This is a genomic window from Nannocystis sp. (assembly GCF_016714285.1).
Lineage (GTDB): Bacteria > Myxococcota_A > Polyangia > Nannocystales > Nannocystaceae > Nannocystis.
Genome location: NZ_JADJNN010000011.1, coordinates 19,568 through 43,396 on the forward strand (window position 1 = coordinate 19,568; position 23,829 = coordinate 43,396).

Here is a 23,829-nt window from a genome sequence, read left to right on the forward strand (position 1 = left end):
CCGCACCGGGCGCGATGGCGAGCTATCTCAAAATTGCCGTCGTCACGCGACTCAACCGCTCGAGAGCTCTCAATCGGGCTCCCTCGGATGCGCGGACCCGGATGCCGCACCTCGTGCTCGACCAGCTCGACCGCCTACGCGGTGGGCCCCGAACGTGCCGCTCTCGCCGCAAGTACCCGCCCCATGCGCTGCGCGAATCGTCGTACGACAAGGCGCTTACGAGCCCCTGACAATGGTCCCCCGCGGTCGTCTGGTCCCACCATGCGATCCGATGCAACTGCCAGGCAAACAATTCCAGCACATGACCTCCGCGACGCACCAGGGTCGGATCCTCCTGTTCGGGATCGATTCGGATCGGGCGATCTACTACTGCGCCAAGCTCGATCCGCCGGGTGAGACGGTCAAGGCCTATATGTTGGCCCCGGCCGGCATGTACCGGCTCAAGCAGGCGTTGCTGGCGAAGTCGCCGCCGTTCGCCGTCGGGGCCCGGCTCGAGCCCCTCGTCGGCCAGAACTTCGTCGACAGGGAGGGAGCCCTGGCCCGGGACACCTACCTCGCCGCCGTCCGCGAGAAGCTCGGCGCCGTCGAGACCGGGAGGTACGAGGCCGACCTCGTCGAGCACGCCAGGGTCGTCGACACGATCCACTGGACCCCGTGGTTGCTGGTACCCCTCCCGAACGAAGCCGACGACACCTCCGTGATCGAGCGCGAGCACGCCGATGGGATCGACGGCCTCGCCCGCTCGGTCTACCGGTCGCACAAGCGTACGGCGGTCGCGCCCATGCAGGTGATCTCGGACGGCGCGCACCTCCACCTGTTCCGCCAGAGCGACGAGGGCACCCTGCTCGTCGACCGCTTCGCCCTCGATTCGGAGGCGTCCCGCCTGGTCCGCAAGATCGAGGTCCGCTTCAAGCGCAGCCGCAAGCGCCACGAGCCCCTGCGCGGCGCGTCCGTCAAGGAGCTCGACTCTCTCGACTTCCGCGACGCCAACGGCGACTTCTTCCTCGAGCCGAGCATCGAGCTGCGCCTGTTCGGCGTGCTCGAGGCCGGCCGCTTCGCTGTCGTGCTGACCCCGACCCACGAGCTCGACCGGCACCGTTGGCACATCTTCACCGTGGACGGCCCCGCCAAGCTGCTGCGCAGCACGACCGTGTCCCGGACCGCCGAGAGCCTCTTCGATCTCCGCGACTGGCTTGCCGTCGAGGGCGACCCCGACGACCCCATCTACCGCCAGATCCCAGGCGTTATCCGCCAGGCCGTCGCCCTGCACGGCCCCGAGGGGTGCCTCGAGGCGCGCGTGGGGATCAGTGCGATCGTCCACGACCTCCAGCGTGAGCTCGCAGGCGACGACGGCGAGAGCCACTACATCAAGGTCGAGCGGCGGGTTCTCGTCGCCGTGCCCGCCGGCCCCGACGGCAAGGTCGCTGCCCTCAGCTTCGGGCTTCACCGCGACGGCTCGCTCGCCCCGGTCGATCCGACGCACACCGACCAGCTCCTGCTCGAGCGCACCGAGGACATCGACCTCCCGGCGAACACGCTCGATCGCCTCGAGACCTGCCGTGACGACCACCGAGAGCCACCGCCTTCCGCGATCCGCTACGGCCTGGTGTTCGACGGCGACGCGCAGCGCATCGACGTCGGCGTCGCACCGGCGCTCGCCGAGGCGAGCTTCACGATCGAATTCTGGGCGAAGCGCACGGCCGGCAGCGGAAGGACCTCACTGCTCGTCGGCCAGGGCGATCCGGCGCGGGACAGGGGGCTCCACATCGGCTTCCGCGACCATACGAAATTGTTGTTCGGCTTCTGGAACAACGACCTCGAGGGCCCGCCCGAGCAGGACCTCGAGTGGCACCATTGGGCCTGCGTCTACCAGGTGGGCGGCCTCCGGCAGATCTACCGCGATGGCCTCGTGATCGCGGAGGACAGGCCGCCGCAGTCGTACCTCGGCAAGGGGCCGCTCACCCTCGGCGGCGCCTTCGACCACGGATTCCCCGGCACGCTCGCTGACGTGCGGGTCTGGCGGCGCGCCCGGACCGCGGCCGAGATCCAGGCCACCATGAGCCACCGCCTGACCGGCCGCGAGCTCGGCCTCGTCGCCCACTGGCCGCTCGACGCCATCGTCGACGGCCGGGTCTTCAACACCGTCGGCCAGACGGCGGGCCTCGTCGTCGGCGCAGTCCACCGCAGCGGCCGCCCGCTCGCGCGGAAGCTCGCCGACGGCCAGCTCCTCGTCGACCGCTACAGCAACCCGGCGCTCGTCCCGGTCGCCGAGCGTGCAACCTACGTCGAGTCGTTCGAGCTCAAGTCGGCCTCCGGCGGCCCTCCGTTCGACGTCGTGTTCTGGGGCGAGACGGTCCGCGGCGAACGGACGGCCCCGGCCCGCGTCGCGGGCCAGTTCGAGACACTCCCCGACGGCTGGGTCCGGGTGACCGCCCGCTTCACCACCCAGCCCGGCATGACCCGCCTGCGCACCCTCGAGTTCACGCCGGGCGGGGGCACCTGGAACCCGCTCGAGATCCGCAAGCACCGGCTCATGCGGCTTCGCAGCACCGTCACCGAATCCAGCCACGCCGCTGCCGCCTCGCTGACCGAGCTCGCGCCGGAGTTCGCCGGGCTCATGCAGGTCGAGCAGACCCTCGATTCACTCGAGGCGCAGGAGCAGGGCCTCGCCGAACAACTGCGCGCCGTCGAGGCGCTGCTCGTCGGCGAACCAAATGCCGCCGTCGCCCAGAAGGAGCAGGCGGCGAACCTCGCCGACGCACGCGGCAGGCAGTTCGGGGCGGAGCTGCAAGACCTCGAGGGGCACGTCGGGCACCTCGGCACGATTGCGCTACGCACCAGCCATTCGACCTTCTCGGGCTACCTGCGGGTCGACGGCGACCAGGTCGACGTCCGTGCGAGCGAGCCCGGCCCGTGGGAGCTGTTCTTGATCTGGAGCACTGCCGGCCGGGCCCGGGTCCACTACGGCGACGACGTCGCGCTATACGGCCACACCGGGAGGTTCCTGACCTCCGACGGAGTCCGGGTCACGACGACAACCGAGCCGGGCGCGAACTGGTGGATCTTCAACCCCGACGACCCCGCCGATCAGGGACCGATCCCCTTCGGCGCACAGCTGGCCCTGATGAGCCGTGGCGGCTGCCTGACCTACGACACGGACCCCGGCTCGCACACCCACGGGGTGGCGTGGGGCGGCGGAGCGCCAGCGTGGGAGAACACCAGGTTCTGCGCCGAGTGGCAGGGGGGAGGGGAGGCCCCGGAGGTCACCGCTGCCCGCGACCGCCACAACGCCGCGCTGGCGAGTCTCGACCACCGCAACCAGGAGCTGGCGTTCGCGCGGGAGTTGCTGGCCAACTACCAGGACATCCAGCGGAGGCGCGACGATCTGGTGGCCAGGCTCGTCGCCGTCAACACTCAGATCTCCGGCGAGATCACGAACCACCTCACTGCCACCCGGGCGATCGATGACCGGGCGATGAGCATGCCGAAGGTCTCCGCGCTCGCCGCGGACCCGCTCACTGTCCAGGGCGCCCTGCTGGGCTTCGCCCGCACGCACGCGAGCCCGACCGCGATCGACAGCCTCACAGGCGCCGTCAACCTCTACTTCATCGGCACCGAGGGTCGTTTGCGCCGCTGCACTTACGACGCAGTTGACCAGCGCTGGCGCGCCGATCTGCTCGGGGCCTGCCTGCGCTTTGACGGCGGTGGTGCGCACGTCGAGATCCCGCACCGCACTGCGTTCATCAACAAGGCCTTCACGATCGAGCTGTGGGTGCGCTGGCGCGGCACTGGCTCTGACATCCACTTCCTGACGGGCAGGGGCATCGAGGAGCTCGAGATCCACACTGGCGGCGCGGTCCCCGACGGCCTGCGCTTCATCCCGGTCCCCGGGGTCCACGTCGACAGCGAGAGCGGCGTGCTGCGGAAGGGCCGGTGGGTCCACGTCGCCTGCGTGTACGCGGGCCACGCGAGCACCGCCGAGATCTACCTCGACGGCAAGAACGTCACCCTCACCCGTGCCGGCGGCGAGGGGACGCAACAAAAGCTGAGCGATCGCCCGCTCCGCCTCGGCCTACGCGGCGACGGCAGCTTCCCTCTCGCGGGCGAGATGGCCGAGGTCCGGCTGTGGAACATCGCCCTGACCGGCGACGAGATCGCCGCGCAGATGCATCTCCGGCTGTCCGGGCACGAGCCCGGCCTGGTCGGCTGCTGGCCGCTGCGCGAGGGCGCCGGCGCGAACGCCAGCGACCTGGCCGCCCGCGACTTGCCGCCCGCCGCCCGCGACGGCGCGATCAAGGGCCCGCTGTGGTACCCGTCGACCGCGCCGATCGGCCGCCCGGCGGCCGGCCTCCCGACGAACTCCGGCGCGCCGTTGGTGGGCGAGTACGGCACTCTGGCGGGCGACGATCGGGAGGCCATCCTCCGCCGCTTCGTCGCCTGGCCGCGCAACGGCGGCGCCGAGGTGCTCTTCGGGCAGCGCGTCGACTCCCTCGAGCTCCGCTGGCTCGGCAACGTCCAGTCGAAGCCCACGCTGGTCGGCTACATCGAGGGCGCACCCCCGGTGCCGAGCGAGAACCTCACGATCAAGGACGACTACAACGGCGCGAGCAGCGTCGAGTTCAAGGTCACCAACGAGTCGACGTATTCCTTCACCCACGACGTCGTGGCCGAGGCCAACGTCACCGCCGAGGCGGCTTGGGGCGTGCAGGTCGGCTTCCTCGACCTCGGCGAGAAGCGCGAGGTCGACAAGCTCTCGACAACCATCGGCGGTCACATCGTCCACCAGTCCAGCTACACCGAGGCCGCCAGCGTGATCACCAGCGAGCGGCTCGCCCTCAAGGGCAGCTTCGAGGCGGTGGCTCGCCTGCCGCAGCTCGGCCGGCGCTTCATCCCGAAGAACGTCGGCTACGCGAGCGTGGTGTCGTCGCTCGCCGATATGTTCGTGATGCGCATGCGGGGCAGCAAGCGGATGGTCGGCTTCCAGATCTCGCCGGTCAAGAACGTGCCGCCGGACGTCAACGTGATCACCTTCATGCTCAACCCCGCCTACACGATGAACGGATCGCTCGACGGCCAGATCGGAACCAGCGCCGCCGACCCCCGCTTATACGGGCACATCCCCGACGCCCGCGGTCAGTACGGTTCGGCGATCCCGGCCAGCTACTACCGGCTCGCCGAGGCCTACGCGCTCAAGACCGCGATCGACCGCGCCAACAGCCGCGCCGCGGCTCTGGCGATCAATCGCAGGTCTGACCTGATCCCATCGGTGGGCCAGGGAGCGTCCGGGAATGAGACCCTCGGCGCCGACAAGGAGAAGAAGCTGGCCGACGCCGTCGGGCGCACCCCGATGAGCAACATCGTCAACACCTATGTCTGGGACGGCGACGGCGGCCTCCGCTCGGAGTCCCAGAGCCTGGCAACCTCGTGGACGAACGTCCTCGGCGGGGGCTGGAGCTTCGAGATCATGGTCGGGCATGAGTCCGTGAACAACTTCATCGCTACGCTGGAGCTCAGCCTGATGGCGAGCTTCAGCATCCGGCACACGATGACCACCACCAACGTCGGCTCGCGGGCGATCGAGCTCAACGTCACCGTCGACGGCGAGAACCAGGGCATCACCGATAACCGTGACCGCCCGATCGTCCCCGGCGAAAAGGTCGATCGCTACCGCTTCATGAGCTTCGCGCTCGAGCCCGCGACTGCCCATTTCATCGACTTCTTCGCCCAGGTCGTCGACCCCGAGTGGCTCGCCGGCACCAGCGAGGAGGCGTACGCCCTGCGCCAAATCGACCGGCTCAAGCCGAACGAGACCTGGCGCGTGCTCCACCGCATCACCTACGTCGAGCGACCCAAGTAGCCGGAGGCGCGTCGGCAGACGGAGCAGGAGGACGGGCCGCCCAGGCGCACCCGTCCTTCCTGTTTTGGCGCCGGACAGGGGCCGTGCGCGCTTCATCGCGGGCAGAGCTCATCCGCCTCACGGTTTCGCCGGCCGGACCCACCGCATCCGATGAGACGAGCACACCCTCGATAGGGGTTTCAAGCGGGCCAGGTGGCGGGCCCGTCCAGGCGACAGGCCGACGAGCGCGGCGACGTTGTCCAAGCTGACGGCCTGGTCGAGCCGCGCCGTCACCCACGCAATCATCCTGGCGACGCGTGGGTCGGGCGCCTGGGCGTGGCGAGCGACCTGTCCGACGACACCCGCGTCTTCGCCCCCCGAGCCCGCAGCCGAGCGGTGGGATGGCGAGCGACCGGATCCTCACCGCGCCGCGAGCATCGCCGGCACGTCCCAGATCCGCAGCGTCCCGTCGCAGCCGCCCGCGATCCGCCGCCCGTCCGGCGACACCGCCAGCGACTGACACTGCCGGGGCGCCTCCGCCTGCGCCCGCAAGGTCCCGGCCGGCACCGCGTACAGGCGCAGCGGACCGTCCTCCCCGGCCGCCGCGACGAGCGTCCCGTCCGGTACGAACGCCAGCGCCGTCGCTATCGCCGTCCCCGGCAGCGCGACCGGCTCGCCCTGCAGCGTCGGCGCCAGCAGCAGCGCGCGCTTCTCGAAGTTGCCGACCGCCAGCCAGCTCCCGTCCGGGCTGACCGCCAGCGCCTGCCCCAGCGACGCCGCCATGCCGCCGAACTCGTCCTCCTCGGTGGATCGCAGCGAACGCAGCGTCCAGCGCTTCGCCGGCACCGCACCGACCGCCAGCGTCGCGTACGCCGGCGTGTCGCTGGCCAGCTGCAGCGCCAGGCGCTCGGCGCCGCCGACGAACGCCACCGCCACGCGCGTCCCGCTGTCGTAGTCGAGGCGCCGCGCCCCGAACGGAAAGGCCCGCGCGATCCGCTTGCCGTCGGCGACCACGAACACCTCGACGCGCGCTGCGATGCCCGGCTCCGACCACGTGATCGCCAGCCGGTCCCCAGCCGGCGAGAACGCGAGCTCGTCCGGCAGCGCCGCCGCGATCGTCCGCTCCTTCCCGTCCACCAGCGAGCGCACGATCACCGCCTCCTCCGTGCAAAACGCCAGCGTCTGCGTCGTCGCCGAGTACGCCGCCGGCGGCCCCGCCCACGTCGGCGTCACGATCGTCGTCGTCCGCTGCCCCGTCGCCGCATCGTGCTCGGCCAGCGAGTTCCCCTCCCCGCGCCGCTCGCTCGCCACCAGCACCCGCGCGTCGTCGCGAAACCCCCCCCACGCCCCCCGCCCCGCCAGATCCGCGTCGACCCACGACTGCACCGGCGCCACCGGAGCCGCCACCGGAGCCGCCACCGGAGCCGCCTGCACCGGCGCAGCGACCACCGGCACCTCCATCGCCGGCGGCGCCGTCGGCCCGCCGCACGAGCCCACGCTCCCGAGGATCCCCATGGCCCCAACGAGCCGCATCGCCGTACTTCGCATTGGTAGATCCTGTCTAGTCAAGGTTGGTTTCTCGCACAAGACCAGACAGGACAAGCGACCTGCGCTCAGCAGCTGCGCCGCCGCCCGCGGGACGCCGCTATGGGGCCTCTGCGACCCGCCTGGAGCTGTCACGCCCCCGACGTGGCGTACCCACGCCGCGCTGACCCCCAGTCCGAGTCCGCTGGATCACCGGTTTCGCGAAGGCGGCAGTCTCGTTCTCCGCGCTGCGATCCAATCGCTTGCGCACCGCTGTGAGTCACAGGTGCAGCTCGGCCGCCGGCACTTGCAGGCCGGACAGCGGGTACCGACGGATCTCATCGCGGTCTCGCTGATACTGCAGCGCGAGGAAGCGCTCCCCGTAGAACAGGACGCTGCGAAACTCCGCGACCGGGGTGCGCTCATCTCGATCAACCCACACTAGCGTCTCGGATCCGAGCCCGGGTGTGCGGGTCCCGTCGCCGATCATCCAGGCCCACGCCTTGTCTTCCTGCGGCCGCGCCAGGATGACCACATCCTCGGTCTCGCGGTCGACATGCACGAACACGCCGCCCGGTCCGACCCCCAGGTGCGGCAGCTGCGACGAGTGAAACGACGCGGTGAACGGTCGGCTCCCGCTGAACAGGTAGCTGTCGCGCCAGTCGACGAACCTGGCCAGCGTCCGCGGCGCGAGCGGCTCGTTGTTCGCCGGGATCTTCGCCGCGCGCAGCTCGATCGTGGCAAGCTCCGGCCCGGTCCGCGACGCGTCGGGGCCGTACTTCGGCAGCTCGAGCCAGTACACCTCGTCGACGCCGTTGCTGGCCAGCGCGCCGAACTCCCGCTCCGGCGCCGCGTGTACGAGGTCCTTGTCGGCCCCGGTGAACCGCATGAACCGCAGCTCGTCCGTATCCGTCTGCAGCATGGCCCGGTCGCCGACGATCATCGCGTCCATCAGGTTGGTCGTCGTGCTTCGCACCCCGCGCCATGTGCCGGCGTCCGGGTCGGTCAAGATCACCTGCGGCTCGTCGTGCTGGAACAGCACCACGCGCCCGTCGGGGAGGATCCCCGGCTTCGCGTTGATCACCTTGTCGCTGGCCATGAACAGCGAGCGGCGGGTGCTCCACTCGCTCGCGGCCTCCGGCGGCCCCGCGAACACGACCATGAACTCGGCGTCGACCTCCGACCCGTCGGGCCCGAACCTGGGCGACATGCCGCTTAAGTCGGTGGAGAGGACCGCCGCCGACCGCCGGCTAAACGCGGTCTCTAGCGGACAGTCGGCGATCATCGCCTTCGTCTGCAGCGCGAGCAGCGGCCGGCCGTCCTCGTCGTAATAACTGTCGTTGCGAATCGGGTCGCTCGGGTTGTCATTTCCCCGGGTCGCCTGTCCGCGCGACCACTCGGCGCGCAGGAGCGCCGCTTGATCGCCCTCGACCCCGCGAAAATGGATGTACTCGCCCTCCGGGGGCTTCGCGATCACGAAGCGCTGACACCCGGGCGTCGGATCCCCGACGCACGCCTCCCACGTGATCGGCGTCGAGATGCTGGCGGGATCCCTCGCCATCCTCGACTCGCAGGAGCCCGCCCCCTTGAGCGTCACCCACGGCTCCCGCACCCGGTCCTCGACGGCGCTCGGCCCACTCGATGTGCAAGCGAGCGGTAAGGCGAACAGGACGAGCGTAGCGACACGTCGGCGGTTCATGCCGCATCGTACTATGCGCCGCGCACGCGTGCGCCCGCGGCTCTGCGAGCGTCTGGCCTCGGGGGCTCCAGCTGTTCGCCGCTTGATCTGCACAGCTGCACCGCGTCCAGCTCGGCGCTCGTCATGTCGCTCACGGCGCGCATTCAAGCAGGACGCGACAATATCACGGTGGCCCGCGCCAGCGGCGGAGACACCGAGTTATAGGGGTCGCCGTGACTCGTGGATGCAGGGGGTGGGCGGCCTGGCTGCCGGGTTTGGTGCTGTGCTCATGTACCTCCGGGGCGCCGACGCCTGGGCCGGAGCAGGCCGCCCCGGTCGCCGCGCAGACGCCCGCGCCGGCTGTGCCGGTCGTGTCGGTCGTGCCGGTCGTGCCGGTCGTGCCGGTCATGCCGGTCATACCGGTGACCGACAGCACGCTGACGAAGCCCGCGAGCGGCGAGGAGCCGAAGCCGGCGCAGGGCGCCGACGATCTCGCGGCGGCCCACGCGGCGGCGAAGCGCGGCGATTGGGCGGCGGCGCGGGCGGGCTTCGCAGCGGCGGTCGAGCGTACGCCGGAAGACGCAGCGCTGCTCGCCGAGCTCGGCTGGGCCGAGTTCAACGCGGGCGACCTGACGGGCGCGCGCAGCCACACCGATGCGGCGCTGGCGAAGGTCAGCGAGCCGCGGCGCCGCGCGGCGATGTTGTACAACCTCGGGCGCATCGCCGAGGCGGGGGGCGACGTCGCCGCGGCCGCGACCGCGTACAAGGAGTCGCTGACGCTGCGCCCCAACAAGATCGTGCAGGCGCGGCTCGGCAAGCTGCAGCCGGCCGACGCCGCGACCGGTCCCGACGCCTGCCACGCGTGGCGTCCGAAGGCCGCGCTGTGTGGCTGCATCAACGGACCGGAGCTGAGCGACCCCTGCAAGCTCGCGCCGCTGAAGGAGCTCGCCGACGCCGATCTCCACACCCTCACCGTCGAGGACGAGCTCGGTGGCAAGCAGTATTATCTCGTCGAGGGCAGCGACCGCGGCTATTCGGTGCTCGAGATGGCGGGCTGGGACTATGGCTTCTACGCGTTTCGCTATCTGCGCGGCGAGCGAAGGACCCTGAGCGACGGGCGTGAGCTGCTGCGCATCGACGGCGAGCAGACCGAGGGCGAGCAGGACAACCGGGCGGACATCGCCTATTCGATGGCGACGCAGTCGGCCCACCTGTGCGTGCGCACGCCCGGCTCGGGCGAGCCAGCGAAGTGTGTGCTCGAGGTGCCGCTGCAGATCGAGGGGCGCCAGCAGGCCCTCGGCGACGGCGTCACGAAGGCGCCGCCGCCGAAGATCGAGCGGGCCCGCTTCGAGCTGACGATCGCCGCCGATGGCCGCGTCAGCACGAAGCTCGTCGAGGGCACCGCCGCGTTGGTCGAGAGCCAGAACCTCGGTCGCTGGCTCGATGCGCAGGGCGTGGTGCTCGCGCCGTTGCCATGATCGGCGCCGCATCGCCGAGGCCGTCGCACCCTACCGCGACGCCTGGACGCTCCGCCGCGCCAAGCTCGGCGAGGCGAGCCCGGAGACGAACGCCGCGCGGATCAAGTACGCCCACGCGCTCGCGGCTGGCGATCCCGCCGCGGCGCTCGCCCTGCTCGGCGACGTCGAGGCCTTGCCGGACGACCTGCGGGGCCTCGCAGTCCTGACCCGCGCACAGGTGGCGGTCACGCTCGGCGGCGATCCTGTCGCTATTACCGAGGATCTGCGGCAGGCCCGCGTGCTGATCACAGGTGGTACGGAGGTCGAGGCCATCCTCCGACGCGAGCTCGACGCGCTGACGCACCGCGCCAGCCCGCGATAGCGACGGCCCATCATGCTAGCCCGGCGGAACGAACGATGTCCACGCCGCGGGGGAGGTCAGGGCGTGGGTCGTTCGACCTGCTTCGGCGTCGGGCCGAGCACCGTCTCGCTGGTCGGGTAGAGCAGGCGCGCGTCGGCGGCGCTGATGAGATAGAGGCGCATGTCGGCGAAGCGCAGGAACACGGGCCTGGTGTCCGGCTCGGGTTTCATGTCGCCGAGATAGAGGTCGAGGTCGTCCGCGCCTTCGAGGGTGATCTTCGTGGCGAACGGGGTCGGCGAGTAGACATCGGCGATCGCGGCCGCGGGCAGGTGCGCGAGGCGCTGCAGCAGCCGATCGCGGTAGTCGGGCGCGACCTCCCACGGCGGGGTCAGGCTGAAGTAGTACCAGCCGGCGCCATCGGGCCGCGGGGCGATGTAGAAGCCGCGGTCCTTGAAGTTGATGCCGATGATCTTGCCGGGGTCCGGGACGAGCGCGAGCTCGGTGGTCGGCGCGAAGGGGAGGTCGCGCGGGTCGACCGGCACGGGCGCCGGCGGGCCGAGGTCGGGCTCGCAGCGCAGCTCCGGCGCGAGGAAGAAGATCGCCAGGCCGAGCACGAGCAGGCCGTTCACCACGAGCAGCGTGATGACCGAGCTGCGCCGCCGGGCGTTGGCGACGGCGAGGGCAGCGAGCAGGTCCTTCTCGTCCGTGATCATGGCGGCCATAGCATATCGCGGCCCGGGTCAGGGGCGGCAGTCTCAGGGGCGGCAGGCGAAGTCGCCGGCGCACATCACCTGCAATACCTTCGCGCTCCTCAAGGCCGGGCCACGAAGGCGCCGACCACGAGCAGGGGCCCTCGGCCCAAAGCGTGTCCTCCCACTCGTAGATCAGATACTCGTCGTTGGTGCATATGGGGCAGAACAGGACGACGCGGCGAGCCCGCGCCGTCTCGGCTGGGCCAATCTGCTCGCTCGAGTGTTCGCCGTCGACGTGACCGTCTGCCGCAAGTGCGGCGGGCGGATGCGCGTCCTCGACGTCGTCCGCGACCCCGACGACATCGCCCGAATCCTCCACGGCGCCCGAGCTCCGCCGCGACCACCTCGGCCCCATCCTCCGGGTCAAGCCCTGCTGTTCCCCTGCTGACCGCGCGCCCCGTGCGTCGCGCTCGGCCCCGCACGCCCTTCGCCGGACCCACGGGCCCGGTCGGCCGCGTATCTCGTGCTCCGGCTCACGATTCTGGGCAACCCAACGCCTCGTTCACGTCAGGTACTTCGGTGTGTTCGCAAATCGCCACCACCTTCGTGCTCGCATCCTCCCTCCGTCTCGGGTCCCCGCGCCTGGGCAGCAACTCCCCCTCGACCTCGACCTCGCCGGACCGTCTGCCGCAAGTGCGGCGGGCGGATGCGCGTCCTCGACGTCGTCCGCGACCCCGACGACATCGCCCGAATCCTCCACGGCGCCCGAGCTCCGCCGCGGCGCGCCGTGTTGAGATCCGCATAGGTAGACGATAGCGGGCGGGTCCAGGACAGGCCGCTGGCGACTGCCGCCGACCCGGCGCGCACGCCGTGCACGCGCACGCACGGCGTGCGTCGACCCTGTGGTCCGGATGCGAGACATTCTCGCTACACCGCGATCCTCCGGCGTTTCAGTCGACCTGGGGTATCGATCTGACCGGCGCGACGCTGGCGTCGATGGCCTACCCGCTGGTCATCATCCCTCGCACACCCAGATCCTCGTGCGCGTGCTCGGCCACGCCGCCGGCATCCGCCGCGAGCGCTGCTGCGAGCGCAGGATCCACGACAGCGGCATAACTGTCTGCCACACCCTCGCGGCCTTCGACTGGCACTTCCAGCCGAGCCTCGACCGCAGCGTCGTCGAGGAACTCGCCGGCCTCGGCTTCCTCGCCCGCAAGCAGGACCTCGTCATCACCGGCAAGCCCGGCACCGGCAAGAGCCACATCCTCGGCGCCATCGCTCTGCGCGCCTGCATCGCCGGCCGCCTCGTCCGCTACGCCCGCTTCCTCGACATCCCTCCTGTTGGTGTGCGCTCAACGGCCCTGGGTACTGGGGCGGGCGAGCGCCCTCGCACGAGGAGGGTCCGGTCGCTACGGCGTCTGCGAGGTCTTCTCGGAGTGCGGAACGGCCCTGGTGGTCTTCCACGGGCACAATTGCCGATTCGTGGCGGATATCGCTCGCTGCGCGCCGCTGGCGACACGGGACGATGATATCGAGGCTTGAAACACCGACGGCCCCGGGCATGACCAACCTGTGATCTTGGGATGGCCCGCAAATTGCTCTGGACGTGACCGGAGCGCTCCTATGTTTACGATCATCGCCCTGTCCGCACTCCTCGGCGTAAACCCGATGGTCGTCGCCGAGTCCGTGACGGCTCCGGGGTCAGGCCCCACGTTTGCCGAGGCTGGCTCCGCCGCGACCGCCGCACGCAGGAATCCGCGGGGATACGCCATCGTCTCACCGGGCGTCCTCACCCTCTACTTGAACACGCCCATCCCCATGTATTCCTGGGGCGTGGAAGCAGGCTTCCACTCCATGGATGGACGCATCAAGCTGCAGGCCGGAGGGTTCTTCGAGCACACCCCATTCTCCGCACGCGCCCACGCCACTCCGGCGATCGCCCACTGGCTGCGACTCGGCCCGCGGCTTCGACTCGGCGGCGGCAACGCGAAGAACTTCGGCTACGGCACGATAGACCTCGCCCTCGACTTGATGGCCCAATCCGCCTACATCGAAGCTTTCACCGGCGGCGACCGGGTCAGCATGCACGGTGCTGTCGGTGGTGGCGCCCAGCGATTGCTCCTCGGCAGGATCCTCCTCGGCGGAGAGGCTCGCCTCCTCATCCAACCGCCGGGTCGCCACACGGGGCTGATGACCCCGAACCTGTACCTCGACTTCCGCCTCCTCATCGGCGTGACGTTCTAGGATGCTGATCGCCGAGCGCCCGGGACGAGCGCGAGCTCGGTGGTCGGCGCGAAGGGGAGGTCGCGCGGGTCGACCGGCACGGGCGCCGGCGGGCCGAGGTCGGGCTCGCAGCGCAGCTCCGGCGCGAGGAAGAAGATCGCCAGGCCGAGCACGAGCAGGCCGTTCACCACGAGCAGCGTGATGACCGAGCTGCGCCGCCGGGCGTTGGCGACGGCGAGGGCAGCGAGCAGGTCCTTCTCGTCCGTGATCATGGCGGCCATAGGATATCGCGGCCCGGGTCAGGGGCGGCAGTCTCAGGGGCGGCAGGCGAAGTCGCCGGCGCACATCACCTGCAATACCTTCGCGCTCCTCAAGGCCGGGCCACGAAGGCGCCGACCACGAGCAGGGGCCCTCGGCCCAAAGCGTGTCCTCCCACTCGTAGATCAGATACTCGTCGCTGGTGCATATGGGGCAGAACAGGACGACGCGGCGAGCCCGCGCCGTCTCGGCTGGGCCAATCTGCTCGCTCGAGTGTTCGCCGTCGACGTGACCGTCTGCCGCAAGTGCGGCGGGCGGATGCGCGTCCTCGACGTCGTCCGCGACCCCGACGACATCGCCCGAATCCTCCACGGCGCCCGAGCTCCGCCGCGACCACTTCGGCCCCATCCTCCGGGTCAAGCCCTGCTGTTCCCCTGCTGACCGCGCGCCCCGTGCGTCGCGCTCGGCCCCGCACGCCCTTCGCCGGACCCACGGGCCCGGTCGGCCGCGTATCTCGTGCTCCGGCTCACGATTCTGGGCAACCCAAGGCCTCGTTCACGTCAGCCAGATGTTCGCGGTCCAGCGCCGCGGCTCAAGACCGTCCTCCATGCCTGGACTCTTGGCCGCACCGGTATCACCGCCGTCCGATCGGGGCCCGGCAGCCTACCGGTTCAAGCTCGTGGGCGCCATGCTGACCAACCTGCACTGGCCGCACTCGAGCCACGTCGTGTGACGACGGGGTCAATGTCGGCCGGGACAGGTCTCGCGGTAGGGCTCATCGGCCATGAAATGGGCCCACTCTTCCGTGGTCATGTTCCGGACAACGCGTCGACAAGCCGCATCGATCAGGCTCTCGATCGATGTGACGCGAACGCGGCCAGGTGGTCCTCGCGGACGAGGAACAAGGCCCAGTATTTCTCGCCCTCAAGCACCTTTCCCACCGCCGCGAAGAACGCCCGCTTCGCCTCCACCGCCAGCGGCGCCATCGTGAGCACCTCCTCGAATTGATCGAAGATCAGCACCACGGGCTGGCCACCGCGGCCTTTGCGGCGCGGTCGTTTTTCCAAATAGTCGAGAAATTCGATCCTCGCCAGCGCGGCCGGGCTGCGCCGGTTGGCCTCGGGCAGCTCGTCCTCGAGGCTGATCATCGCGCTCAATAGAAATCGATTGGTGCCCTCCGGAATATCATCCAGATCGCCCGGGTCGAGGTTGACGCGGATCGCCTTCCAAACATCATAGCCCCCCGCGACGAGCCGCGGGATCAGCCCCGCCTGCACGAGCGAGCTCTTGCCCGCCCCCGACGGCGAGTGCAGCACGACGATCCGCCGCGCCTGCAGCCGATTGTACAACTCCCGGACCTCGACATCTCGCCCATACAGCGGCTCGCCCTGCTCGATCGGGCGCGGACCGACGAAGGGGTTGCGCTCAGAAATCCCACTCATGGTCGTTCTCCTTCGGCGCGCTGTCCTCCGCGTCCAGGTCCCCGGCGGCGGCCAGCTCGTCGCGCAGCGCCGTCAGGAACTCCTCGGAGCTGCCCCAGAAGATGTCGATGTTCGCCTCCTTTCCGAGGTACTCCGCGAGATAGACCTTCGCCCCCTCGACGTCGGCCATCGTCTGCATGTCAGGGTCGAGCTGCACCGCCACGTGGCAGTATTGCTTGAGCCGCTCACGCCCCGGCAGGCTCATCATCAGGCGAAACAGCACCCGGAAGTGCCAGTCCGTGAGGCGAAAGCCCAGGAACAGCAGCGAGTTGTCGACCAGCGCGCTCTCGACCTCGGCCGGCATGAGTTTGGCCGACGAGGTCGTGATGAGATAATCGAAATAGTCGTTCTCGGTGAGCACCAGGCCCTCATCCGTATGGGCCCCGAACGCGCCGAACACGTGATACACGAGCGGCGCCTTGACGGTGGGTACGGCGAGGCTCTCCTCGTCGGCGCCGAGCGGCGTCCGCTGATAGCGCCAGCGCGTCAGCACCTGCTGCGGCGCGCGCTCACGGGCCTTGAGCGCGCGCTCGAGCAGCGGGTCGAAGTTGGTGGTCACGTACACCGAGGCGCCGAGCTCGGCCAGGATGCGATGGGGGTCGGTCGTGCTCGCGCGCAGGTGGTCACCGACCAGCGCCAGCAACTTGCCCAGCTTGGGCTTCTTGTTCGCCGGCGGGATCTCTCCTGGCGGCAGCCAGCCGCGGTGCTGTTCGATCAGGTCGTGGAGCAGCTGATCCTGATACGCCTGGATCACGTTGAAGCGCGACTCCTTGACGCTCATATATTCGGTCACGCGCGGCAGGTCGTCCCATTCGTGCGTCGCCAGCGGATAATGGTGGGCCCCCGCCAGCCGCGTAGCGATCTCGTGCGAGGTCCCGCAGGCCGTCTCGAGCAGGCGCGGGCCGACGATCGGCACCACCTTCCCCTTGGCGACCGGCTTGAGCAGACGCCGCCACACCTCCTTGCTCTTCTCGCCGCGAAAGCCCGGCGTGTACCACAGCCGACCCGCGGTCAACCGGGTGTACAGGGCCGGCATCCACGCGTCGCTGCGCTCACGGACCTTGCCGCGCGCCACCGCCAGGGCGCGGTCGATCTGCCCGTCGCGCAGCAGTTCGCTGAAGAACGCCGGCATCATCTTCTCCACCGTCGCCATCGTGATCAGGCCCTGCATCGCGATCACCCCGGGTACCCCTGCGTCGGCCAGACGCCCCGCGAGCGAGGCCTGCGCCGTGCCGCGCTGGCCCGCTGCGATCTGCTGTCCATCGCCCGCGCTCTGACACGAGGCCAGCACCACGAGTCGCGGCCCGCGTTGCAGCTCGCCGATCCGCAGCGCCAGATCGTCACCCTTGACCACGGCCACCTCGCCCGCGGCGTCCTGCAGGATCAACGCCGGGGTCCCCGTGCCACGCGGGAATACACCGTGACTGACCAGATAGAGAATGTCGATACCGCGCCGCAGCTCGGTGAGCAGCCGATCGAGGGTGAAGGGCGAGCCGGGGCCACCAAGGGTGCGAAGCTCGACGCCCGCGAGCGCCGTGCGGATGCGCCCCACCTCGCCCTCAAAGTCGACCGGCGCGAGCGCCATGCGCTGCAGCTTGTCCGGCGCCGGAGCCGAGACGGCGATGAGCGCCGTCAGCTCGCTGCGGGCCCGCAGCTTCACCGGCCGCCAGTCACGGGCGACCATGAAGCGCGACAGCAGCACCGTCTCGGATGTGCCGAGCGCCGCTCCCGACTGCGGGTGTCGCAGCAGCTCCCAGCGCAGCCCCTGGAGCTCCTGCGCCGAGGGGTCAATACCTACGAGGATCCGGAGAAAGCTGCTGGACGCCTGGGCCGCCGTCTCGACCTGGACGAAGCGCTCCGCCACCTCCCTGTCGGCGAATAACTGCCGGGCCAGCGCCTTGCCATACTGCTCCTGCGACGCCTCGAGCCCCAGCAACGCGGCAGGATCGAAGCCCGCCGCGCCCCGCACCGGAGCTATCTGCGCCTGGCTGTCGGGATCGCTGTGCGACAGCTCGACCAAGTAGGTCTCCGAGATCCGGTGGATCGAGATGCTCAGGGTATAGTATTTGGCGTCCATTTCAGTGACCGTTCACAGCCTCGGAGCGCCCGGACTCTTCAGCGTCTGCGATAACAGGAGGGTCGCGGCGGTGAAGCTCGGGTCGTGGCGGATCGCCGCCTCGAGCGAACGCGTCGCCGGTCCGGCGTCGCCGAGCGTCAGGAAGTAACAGCCGAACAGGTAGTGGCCCTCGGCGGAGTGCGGTGCGAGGGCGACGCAGCGCTCGGCGCTGACCCGGAGGTCACCGAGCGCGTCCTCGCGGGGCCGCCACTGATGGAGCAGGTCGGCGTGGCATGTCAGGCCGAGGCCGTAGTGGGCGAGCACGAGGTCCGGCTCGCGCTCGATCGCCGCCCGGAAGCACGACCGTGCCGCGGTGTTGGCGTCCGCCACGCGGGTCCCGTATAGCCGCATGCCCTCGAGGGCGAGCTCCCAGGTTTGGAGCTCGCGGCGATCGGAGACGCGGCGCAGGCCGGCCTCGGTGTGGGCGATGAGCACGGGGTAGGCCGCGGCGACGACCGCCTCGCAGACCGCGTCCTGGCCGGCGAACAGCGGGTCCTCGGCGATATCGTGGCAGGCCGTCCACAGGCAGTGACCGGTCGCCGCGGCGTTGATGCAGACGGACAGCCGCCACCGGGACGACCCGCGCAGCGTGGACTCCAGCAAGAAGGTGGCGGCGGGGCCGTGGGCGGTCGCGGACTGGGCGATCACCGGGAACCAGCACCGACGGGAGAACAGGGCCGAGATGTCGTGTCCGATCGCCGTTGCGACCGCGCGGGTGCGCGGGTCCTCGGCGAACGCGACGGGCGGCAAGACGGCGATCGCCGGGCGGCGGCGAAGGCTGGTGCTTGGCCGGGCCCCGGCCTTCCAGGCGACATACGCGGTCGCGGCCTCGGTTCGATTGGTCAGGTCAAGGCGGGCGAGGATCGCGGTGATGTGGGTGCGGACGGTCGTCGGGGAGATCTTGAGGATCCCGGCGAGCTCGTCGTTGGTAAGGCCCTTGGCCAGCAGCTCGAGCACCTCGAGCTGGCGCCGGGACAGCGCCTCGATCGGATCGATGGAGCCGTCATGGTCGAAATGTTCGGCGATTGCTAGCATTTTGTTATCCCAACTGGCCAAGATCGGCCGCGAGGCTCCGGCCGGATCCACGACACGCATCCGAGGCGGCGATGAACCGCTCGATACCTCTCAACCGGGTTTGTGCCACGGCGTCGGTCGATCTATCACAGTATTTTCGCGCGCCTTCGCCGACGCCAGGTTGGCTCTGCGGCGGCGTGCTGTGATCGGGCAGTCGGTCGAGGCGCGAGCGACAGCGAGGCCCGGCTCGATTTTCTGTCGCTTCAGGGTCTGAGATCTCGTAATTGGACCGATCCGGCGTGAGGGCACCGCGGCGGCGTTACCGCGGCGACCTTGACGCAGTGATATCCAGGCCCGATGATCACGCATTCGCGTGACGCGGCGATGCGCCGCCGTTCTTGGCGCATCCATAGAATATCGCTCGACGAAAGGTCCTCATGGCTCATTGTACTCCCCACATCGCTCAGTTCGCGGCGATGCTGCTTTCATCAACCTTGCTGTCCGCGGCCTGCGGATCGGGCGGAGCCGCGACCGCGACGGACAGCGGCGGCGCGACCGACAGCGGTACCGACGGCGAGAGCGCCACCGGCGGTGAGACCCCGACGGAGGCCAACAGCGCGACCGAGGGGAGCGACACGGCCAGCAGCGACATCAGCGGCGGCGTCAGCATGAGCGGGGCGTCGCACGGCGAGAGCTCGACGGGGAGCGTGCAGGGGACCGGCGGCTCGACTGGCGGCTCGACCGGCGGCGACAGCTCGACCGGCAGTGACAGCTCGACCGGCGGTGACAGCTCGACCGGCGGTGACAGCTCATCGACCGGGACCACCGGCATGATCGAGGAGCCCGGGGTCCCGGTGAACCTCGGCACGGCGGGCAACTTCGTGATCCTCGGTAAATCTGGGATCTCGACGGTGCCGAACTCGGCCGTGACCGGAGATATCGGCGTCAGTCCGGCCGCCGCGACCGCGATCACGGGCTTCACCCTGATCCTCGATCCCACGAATGTCTTCTCGCTCTCGACGCAGGTCACCGGGAAGGTCTACGCGGCCGACTACGCTGGATCGTGGATCGTGGTCGTCAGCTGGCGGCAGAAGTGCTGCCGGTCGGCGTCGCCCGACAGCGCCGGACGCTCCGCGAGCTCCTCGCGCGTGGCGCTCGACAGACGCTGCAGGCCGAGGCGATCGACCAGCTCGACGCCCACCCGCGGGTGCACGAAGGCGAGGGCGTCGGCCGGGACGCGGGCCGAGTACCACGGGGCGTCGTCGACCCGGACCTCGTCCGCGCGGCGCAGCTGGCCGGCGCTCGTCGGCACGAGCAAGCGCGCCCGCACCTCGTCCGGCAGCTCGAGGTCTTGCAGTCGCCGGAGCAGCCGCAGCACCAGCGCCAGGTCGGCCTCCCCGAGCGGGCGTCCGCGGCCCGCGTCGCGCACGCCCGCGAGCGCCGCGACGATGTCACCGGCGTCCGGGCTCTCGCGGCGACCGAGGCGCGCCAGCCCGCGGCGCTGCTCGTCGCTGTCGCCGGGCACCTGCCCACGCAGCTCGCCGAACAGATCGGAGACCGACGCCGCGAAGGCATGCGCGGGCAGCCAGAAGCGCAGGCGCGCCGGATCCCAGATGCAGGCCCGGGTCGCCAGCGCGGCCTGCAGCTCGGCGGACAGCTCGCGGGCAGGATCGCCGAGCGCCGCGTAGATCGCCGCCGTCGCTACGCCGACGCTGGCCGGACGGAGGCCGCCGTGATCGTCGTCGGTCCAGCGCCGGGCGAGCAGCTCGAGGTGGGCCACGATCGCGGCGCTGCTCACCGGGCGAAAGCCGAGCGCGGCGCACGGACCCGGGCCCAGGCGATCGATCGGCGCGGCGAACACAGGGCCCTGGCTGGCGATCAGCTCGAGGCTCTCCGGCGGGTACAGCTCGTCGGGGCGGTACAGGCGATCGCTCGCGGCGACGAAGCCGGCGACCTCCCGCGGCGGCGTGACCTGGGCCGGCAACCACGCCCGCGAGCGCAGCCCCGCCGTCAGCAGCTCCGCGTCGGCCCCGCGGAGCGCGTCGAGCCGGCGATGCACATGCACGAACAGGGCGAGCAGCTGCGTCCGCGCGGCCTCGCGGTCCGCGGTGTGCAGCTCGAGCAGCGCGTCGAGCTCGCGCAGCAGCAGCGCCGGCGGCGGGTCCTCGCCGAGCCCGAGCCACACAAACAGCGCCCGCCAGCGGGCCGCGTCGCCGCGATAGAATTCCATGTCGGGGCTCGCGGCCTGGCGCGCGAGCCCGGCCTGATCGTCGGCCGCGTGCAGCTCGGCGGCCGGGTACAGCTCGCCGTCGCGGGCGCGGACCAGCGGCGTGCGTCGCAGCAGCGCGGCGAGCTCGGGGTCGAGGCTGCGGAGCTCGACCTCGTCACGCAGCCACATCAGCGCGGCCCGCTGCAGCTCCGGCGCGAGCCCGGCGAAGGCCGGGATCAACACGGCGCCGAGGTAGTGCGCTGGGGCCATCTCGGGGACCCCGAGCAGCGCGATGAACGCCCGCCAGCGACCGCCGGGGCCGGCGTCGACGAGCAGCACTTCGACCTCGAGCACGGCCGGCGGACGAAAGCCGCCCGGCAGAAACACCCCCGGCGTCGCGGCGCAGGCCACCCCGCCCTCGAGCGTGCGCAGCAGCGGTAGCTCGCGCAGGACGGCCCGCTCTGCTGTGCCATAGCGGTCGAGCCAGCGCGGCGCCGCGAGGTAGTCGAGCAGCGCGGCGCGCTCGCTGGCGCCGCCCGCCAGGCGCGCGAGCGCCTCGCCGACGCCGAGCAGCCGGAGCGCCAGGCTCGGCCCGCTGAGCGCCGCGATCGGCCCCGGGTGGCGGGCATGAAAGGCGCGCACCGCATCCACGACCTCGTAACCGCCGGCCACCAGGTGGACCCCGATCGCCGCGAGCGCGGCCTGCAGCCCGCGCTCGAGGTCCTCGCCGGGGATCAGCAGCTGCCCCCCGGCCGCGCAGTGCAGCTGGCCCTCCGGATCGGGGAACAAGGCCAGGGTCGCGAGCGCCGCGTCGTGGCTGGCTGGCACGCGCTCCGCGAGGTAGCGCAGCACCACGGCCAGCCACGCCGCGTTCGGCGGCGCCTCGCCGTCCGGCTGCCACGCCAGCGTCTCACCTGGCTTTAGGGACAGCCTGTCCGTCAACCGCGCGACGACCTGCGCCGCCGCCATCTCGCGCAGCTGCGCCGCCTCGCACGGCTGCAGGCGCGTGTGCAGCTGCACCGCCGGCTCGATGAACCACGCCGCCTGGTCGGCGAAGATCCGCCGCGTCGTGTCGTCGGCGAGGAACAGCTCGCCGGCGGCGCCGAAGGTCCGCACCCGCTCGTCGCAGGTCAGCGCCAGCGGCAGCCCGGCGATGTCGTCCTTGCGGTCCGAGACGCAGAACTGCAGCAGGTCGACGATGTGCGAGCGCTCGCGCAGGCAGGCCCGCGGCGCCTCGGGCAGCGGCACCCCGAGCGGCGCCTCGCAGCGCAGCCACTCACGCAGCTCGGCCGGTCGATAGCGCCGCGTCAGGACCCCCGCCGTCTCGGCGCCGCGGACCATCCGCCCCGGCAGGTCGGGGTCGGGCAGGCGCAGCCCGTCGTCGCGCAGCGCCTCCTGCAGGTCCGGCCCGAACAGCGGCGGCGGCAGGCGGCTGGTCAGCAGCGTCCCCCACCCCAGCTCGTGCCCCGCGCGCGTGCGGATCAGCGGCAGCTCGGCCAATCGCGCCACCAGGCCCGCGTGCAAGTCCCGCCATTGCGCCTCCCCGCGGGTGAGGTCGGGCCACAGGGCATAGAAGCGGCCGAGGTTCGCCGCGGCGACCTCGGGCACCAGCGCCGCGATCGCCAGCGCGGCCGCTTGCGGCAGCGCGTGCCGCAGCAGCGCCCGGTTCCAGGCGACCCGCACCTGATCGGCCTCGGCGTAGACCGCCTCGTCGATCGACAGCTGCCGCCGCGACGAGTCGAGGTCGAAGCAGGCGTTGAAGTGCAGCGGCAACCCCTCGGGCTGGTCCGCCAGCGGGAAGGTGCAGAACAGCTTGCCGCGCTGGTTGGCGACCACGACGCTGCCGTCCTCGCGGACCTCGAGGCGGATCGCCGCGCCTGCCCACGGGATCGCCTTCTCGTGCAGACGCAACATCACCTCGTTGAGGCCCAGGAGCTCGCCCACCGCGTCCACGAACAGGCCCGCCGCGATCTGCCACGGGCGCTGCTCGCAGCGCCGCGGCGTGCGGAGCTCGAGAGTATGGCGGTAGCTGGTCTGCGTCAGCTCGTCGGCGGAGATCCGCCAGGCCGCGAGGTTGTCGGCGATGTCGCCCTCCACCGCCGCGTTGCCGAGCGCCCGGTGAGCGAGCAGCGCCTCACGCTCGAGGGTCGAGATCCGCAGCAGCTCGTGGTGCACGCCCGCGGCGTCGACCCGCTCGACGTACAGATCGAGGACGTTGCGCGCGAACAGCAGCAGCTCATCGCCGCACTCGGTCAGGTCGTGCAGCATCTGCTCGAAGTGCTCGCGCTCGAAGGGCTCGTCGCAGATCTCGCTGCTGCTGGCCTGGGCCGCGTCGCGGGCCGGCAGGCGGAAGACCGTCGCCGGATGCTCCGGCGCGCCCGCCACCAGCCCCGCCGCGGAGAACGCTTGCAGCCAGTCCGGCGCGAACTGCCACAGGTCGGCGAGCTCCCAGCGGCGGCCGCTGCCCTCCCCCTCGCCGCCGACGCTGCGGCCGTGCGGGTCGAAGGCCACCGCGTGCCGGCCCGAGACGAAGCTCGGATGATCGCTGACGTTGTATGCCGTGTTGAAGCCGAGCCCGAAGCGCCCGGTCTTGGGCCCGAGCGCGGACTTCGAGCTCTCGCCGATGCGGCGGATCGCGTCGAGGTCGGCCGGGCGAAACACCTGATCGTTGACCAGCAGCAGCGCCGGCCCCTGCAAGGTCGCCAGCCGCGGATCGGGTAGCAGCTCGCGCGGGTGCTCGCGCTCGTCCCAGATCACCCGCAGCAGGGTCGCGCCCGCGTCGTCGGCGTTCTGCAGGAACTCCTTGACGATCCCGACGCTGCGTGGATAGGCACGAATGAGGCCGCGCAGGCGGACCGTGAGCCGCTCCTCCTGGCCGAAGCGCTCGCCGACGATGGGGTTCCAGGGCTCCACGATTGACCTCCTGCCGGCGCGCGGCCGATCGCCGAACGCCCTGGTCGCTGTCATCACGCGCACCCGC

At 70.9% G+C, this 23,829-nt stretch carries 15 protein-coding genes and 1 pseudogene; 8 read left to right on the forward strand and 8 right to left on the reverse strand.

All coding sequences use genetic code 11. The features are described 5' to 3' along the window. Nucleotides 1-271 precede the first annotated feature (271 nt). Nucleotides 272-5,857 (forward strand): LamG domain-containing protein, encoded by a 5,586-nt coding sequence (locus IPJ59_RS19700; protein WP_293272875.1) that lies wholly within the window; start codon nucleotides 272-274, stop codon nucleotides 5,855-5,857. Nucleotides 5,858-6,256: 399 nt separating this feature from the next. Here IPJ59_RS19700 and IPJ59_RS19705 read toward each other — a convergent pair whose 3' ends face one another. Further along, nucleotides 6,257-7,351, reverse strand: a complete 1,095-nt coding sequence (locus tag IPJ59_RS19705; RefSeq protein ID WP_293272876.1) for a WD40 repeat domain-containing protein — start codon at nucleotides 7,349-7,351, stop codon at nucleotides 6,257-6,259. Between the two features lie 289 nt (nucleotides 7,352-7,640). Then, the gene (locus IPJ59_RS19710) at nucleotides 7,641-9,059 is read right to left on the reverse strand and encodes a hypothetical protein (protein WP_293272877.1); all 1,419 of its coding nucleotides are present in this window, start codon (nucleotides 9,057-9,059) and stop codon (nucleotides 7,641-7,643) included. A 350-nt stretch (nucleotides 9,060-9,409) separates the two neighbouring features. Here IPJ59_RS19710 and IPJ59_RS19715 point away from each other — a divergent pair, with 350 nt between their 5' ends. Continuing rightward, a complete protein-coding gene (locus tag IPJ59_RS19715; protein ID WP_293272878.1) occupies nucleotides 9,410-10,516 on the forward strand; it encodes a tetratricopeptide repeat protein in 1,107 nt (368 codons plus the stop codon). After that, complete coding sequence (locus IPJ59_RS19720; protein WP_293272879.1) at nucleotides 10,482-10,877, forward strand: hypothetical protein; 396 nt, start codon at nucleotides 10,482-10,484, stop codon at nucleotides 10,875-10,877. The genes IPJ59_RS19715 and IPJ59_RS19720 overlap by 35 nt, the downstream gene beginning before the upstream one ends. A 56-nt stretch (nucleotides 10,878-10,933) precedes the next feature. Here the strand turns inward: IPJ59_RS19720 and IPJ59_RS19725 are convergent, their stop codons facing one another. Next, complete coding sequence (locus IPJ59_RS19725; RefSeq protein WP_293272880.1) at nucleotides 10,934-11,569, reverse strand: hypothetical protein; 636 nt, start codon at nucleotides 11,567-11,569, stop codon at nucleotides 10,934-10,936. Between the two features lie 259 nt (nucleotides 11,570-11,828). Between IPJ59_RS19725 and IPJ59_RS19730 the strand changes: the two genes are divergently transcribed. From IPJ59_RS19730 to IPJ59_RS19740, 3 genes are all read left to right on the forward strand, one after another. Continuing rightward, the gene (locus IPJ59_RS19730; protein WP_293272881.1) at nucleotides 11,829-11,996 is read left to right on the forward strand and encodes a hypothetical protein; all 168 of its coding nucleotides are present in this window, start codon (nucleotides 11,829-11,831) and stop codon (nucleotides 11,994-11,996) included. A gap of 463 nt (nucleotides 11,997-12,459) precedes the next feature. Beyond that, complete coding sequence (locus tag IPJ59_RS19735; protein ID WP_293257983.1) at nucleotides 12,460-13,077, forward strand: ATP-binding protein; 618 nt, start codon at nucleotides 12,460-12,462, stop codon at nucleotides 13,075-13,077. A gap of 94 nt (nucleotides 13,078-13,171) precedes the next feature. After that, complete coding sequence (locus tag IPJ59_RS19740) at nucleotides 13,172-13,792, forward strand: hypothetical protein (RefSeq protein WP_293257985.1); 621 nt, start codon at nucleotides 13,172-13,174, stop codon at nucleotides 13,790-13,792. Here the strand turns inward: IPJ59_RS19740 and IPJ59_RS19745 are convergent. Continuing rightward, the gene (locus IPJ59_RS19745; RefSeq protein WP_293272882.1) at nucleotides 13,789-14,043 is read right to left on the reverse strand and encodes a hypothetical protein; all 255 of its coding nucleotides are present in this window, start codon (nucleotides 14,041-14,043) and stop codon (nucleotides 13,789-13,791) included. The two genes, IPJ59_RS19740 and IPJ59_RS19745, sit on opposite strands and share 4 nt — an antisense overlap. A 259-nt stretch (nucleotides 14,044-14,302) precedes the next feature. Here IPJ59_RS19745 and IPJ59_RS19750 point away from each other — a divergent pair, with 259 nt between their 5' ends. Beyond that, a complete protein-coding gene (locus IPJ59_RS19750; protein WP_293257988.1) occupies nucleotides 14,303-14,470 on the forward strand; it encodes a hypothetical protein in 168 nt (55 codons plus the stop codon). A 404-nt stretch (nucleotides 14,471-14,874) separates the two neighbouring features. Here the strand turns inward: IPJ59_RS19750 and IPJ59_RS19755 are convergent, their stop codons facing one another. Genes IPJ59_RS19755 through IPJ59_RS19765 form a run of 3 tightly spaced genes read right to left on the reverse strand, consistent with a single transcriptional unit; the run spans nucleotide 14,875 to nucleotide 18,661 of the window. Continuing rightward, nucleotides 14,875-15,471 (reverse strand): ATP-binding protein, encoded by a 597-nt coding sequence (locus tag IPJ59_RS19755; RefSeq protein WP_366524643.1) that lies wholly within the window; start codon nucleotides 15,469-15,471, stop codon nucleotides 14,875-14,877. Continuing rightward, nucleotides 15,455-17,587, reverse strand: coding sequence for a CHAT domain-containing protein (locus IPJ59_RS19760; RefSeq protein ID WP_293272884.1), 2,133 nt, complete (start codon nucleotides 17,585-17,587; stop codon nucleotides 15,455-15,457). The genes IPJ59_RS19755 and IPJ59_RS19760 overlap by 17 nt, the downstream gene beginning before the upstream one ends. Nucleotides 17,588-17,599: 12 nt before the next feature. Continuing rightward, nucleotides 17,600-18,661, reverse strand: a complete 1,062-nt coding sequence (locus tag IPJ59_RS19765; protein WP_293272885.1) for a LuxR C-terminal-related transcriptional regulator — start codon at nucleotides 18,659-18,661, stop codon at nucleotides 17,600-17,602. Nucleotides 18,662-19,566: 905 nt separating this feature from the next. On the opposite strand from IPJ59_RS19765, the pseudogene IPJ59_RS37960 reads away from it, so the two are divergent. After that, nucleotides 19,567-19,662: pseudogene (locus IPJ59_RS37960) on the forward strand (DUF3494 domain-containing protein); the annotation flags it as partial. 29 nt (nucleotides 19,663-19,691) lie between these two features. Here the strand turns inward: IPJ59_RS37960 and IPJ59_RS19775 are convergent. Further along, nucleotides 19,692-23,762 carry a sacsin N-terminal ATP-binding-like domain-containing protein gene (locus IPJ59_RS19775; RefSeq protein ID WP_293272887.1) on the reverse strand — a complete coding sequence of 1,357 codons (4,071 nt, stop codon included), beginning with the start codon at nucleotides 23,760-23,762 and terminating at the stop codon, nucleotides 19,692-19,694. Nucleotides 23,763-23,829 lie beyond the last annotated feature (67 nt).

What these genes read in the sequence shown, in the direction of transcription:
- IPJ59_RS19700 (WP_293272875.1), top strand. Translation starts at nt 272, where the DNA reads ATGCAACTGCCAGGCAAACAATTCCAGCACATGACCTCCGCGACGCAC.
- IPJ59_RS19705 (WP_293272876.1), bottom strand. Translation starts at nt 7,351, where the DNA reads ATGGGGATCCTCGGGAGCGTGGGCTCGTGCGGCGGGCCGACGGCGCCG.
- IPJ59_RS19710 (WP_293272877.1), bottom strand. Translation starts at nt 9,059, where the DNA reads ATGAACCGCCGACGTGTCGCTACGCTCGTCCTGTTCGCCTTACCGCTC.
- IPJ59_RS19720 (WP_293272879.1), top strand. Translation starts at nt 10,482, where the DNA reads ATGCGCAGGGCGTGGTGCTCGCGCCGTTGCCATGATCGGCGCCGCATC.
- IPJ59_RS19725 (WP_293272880.1), bottom strand. Translation starts at nt 11,569, where the DNA reads ATGATCACGGACGAGAAGGACCTGCTCGCTGCCCTCGCCGTCGCCAAC.
- IPJ59_RS19735 (WP_293257983.1), top strand. Translation starts at nt 12,460, where the DNA reads ATGCGAGACATTCTCGCTACACCGCGATCCTCCGGCGTTTCAGTCGAC.
- IPJ59_RS19740 (WP_293257985.1), top strand. Translation starts at nt 13,172, where the DNA reads ATGTTTACGATCATCGCCCTGTCCGCACTCCTCGGCGTAAACCCGATG.
- IPJ59_RS19745 (WP_293272882.1), bottom strand. Translation starts at nt 14,043, where the DNA reads ATGATCACGGACGAGAAGGACCTGCTCGCTGCCCTCGCCGTCGCCAAC.
- IPJ59_RS19755 (WP_366524643.1), bottom strand. Translation starts at nt 15,471, where the DNA reads ATGAGTGGGATTTCTGAGCGCAACCCCTTCGTCGGTCCGCGCCCGATC.
- IPJ59_RS19760 (WP_293272884.1), bottom strand. Translation starts at nt 17,587, where the DNA reads ATGGACGCCAAATACTATACCCTGAGCATCTCGATCCACCGGATCTCG.
- IPJ59_RS19765 (WP_293272885.1), bottom strand. Translation starts at nt 18,661, where the DNA reads ATGCTAGCAATCGCCGAACATTTCGACCATGACGGCTCCATCGATCCG.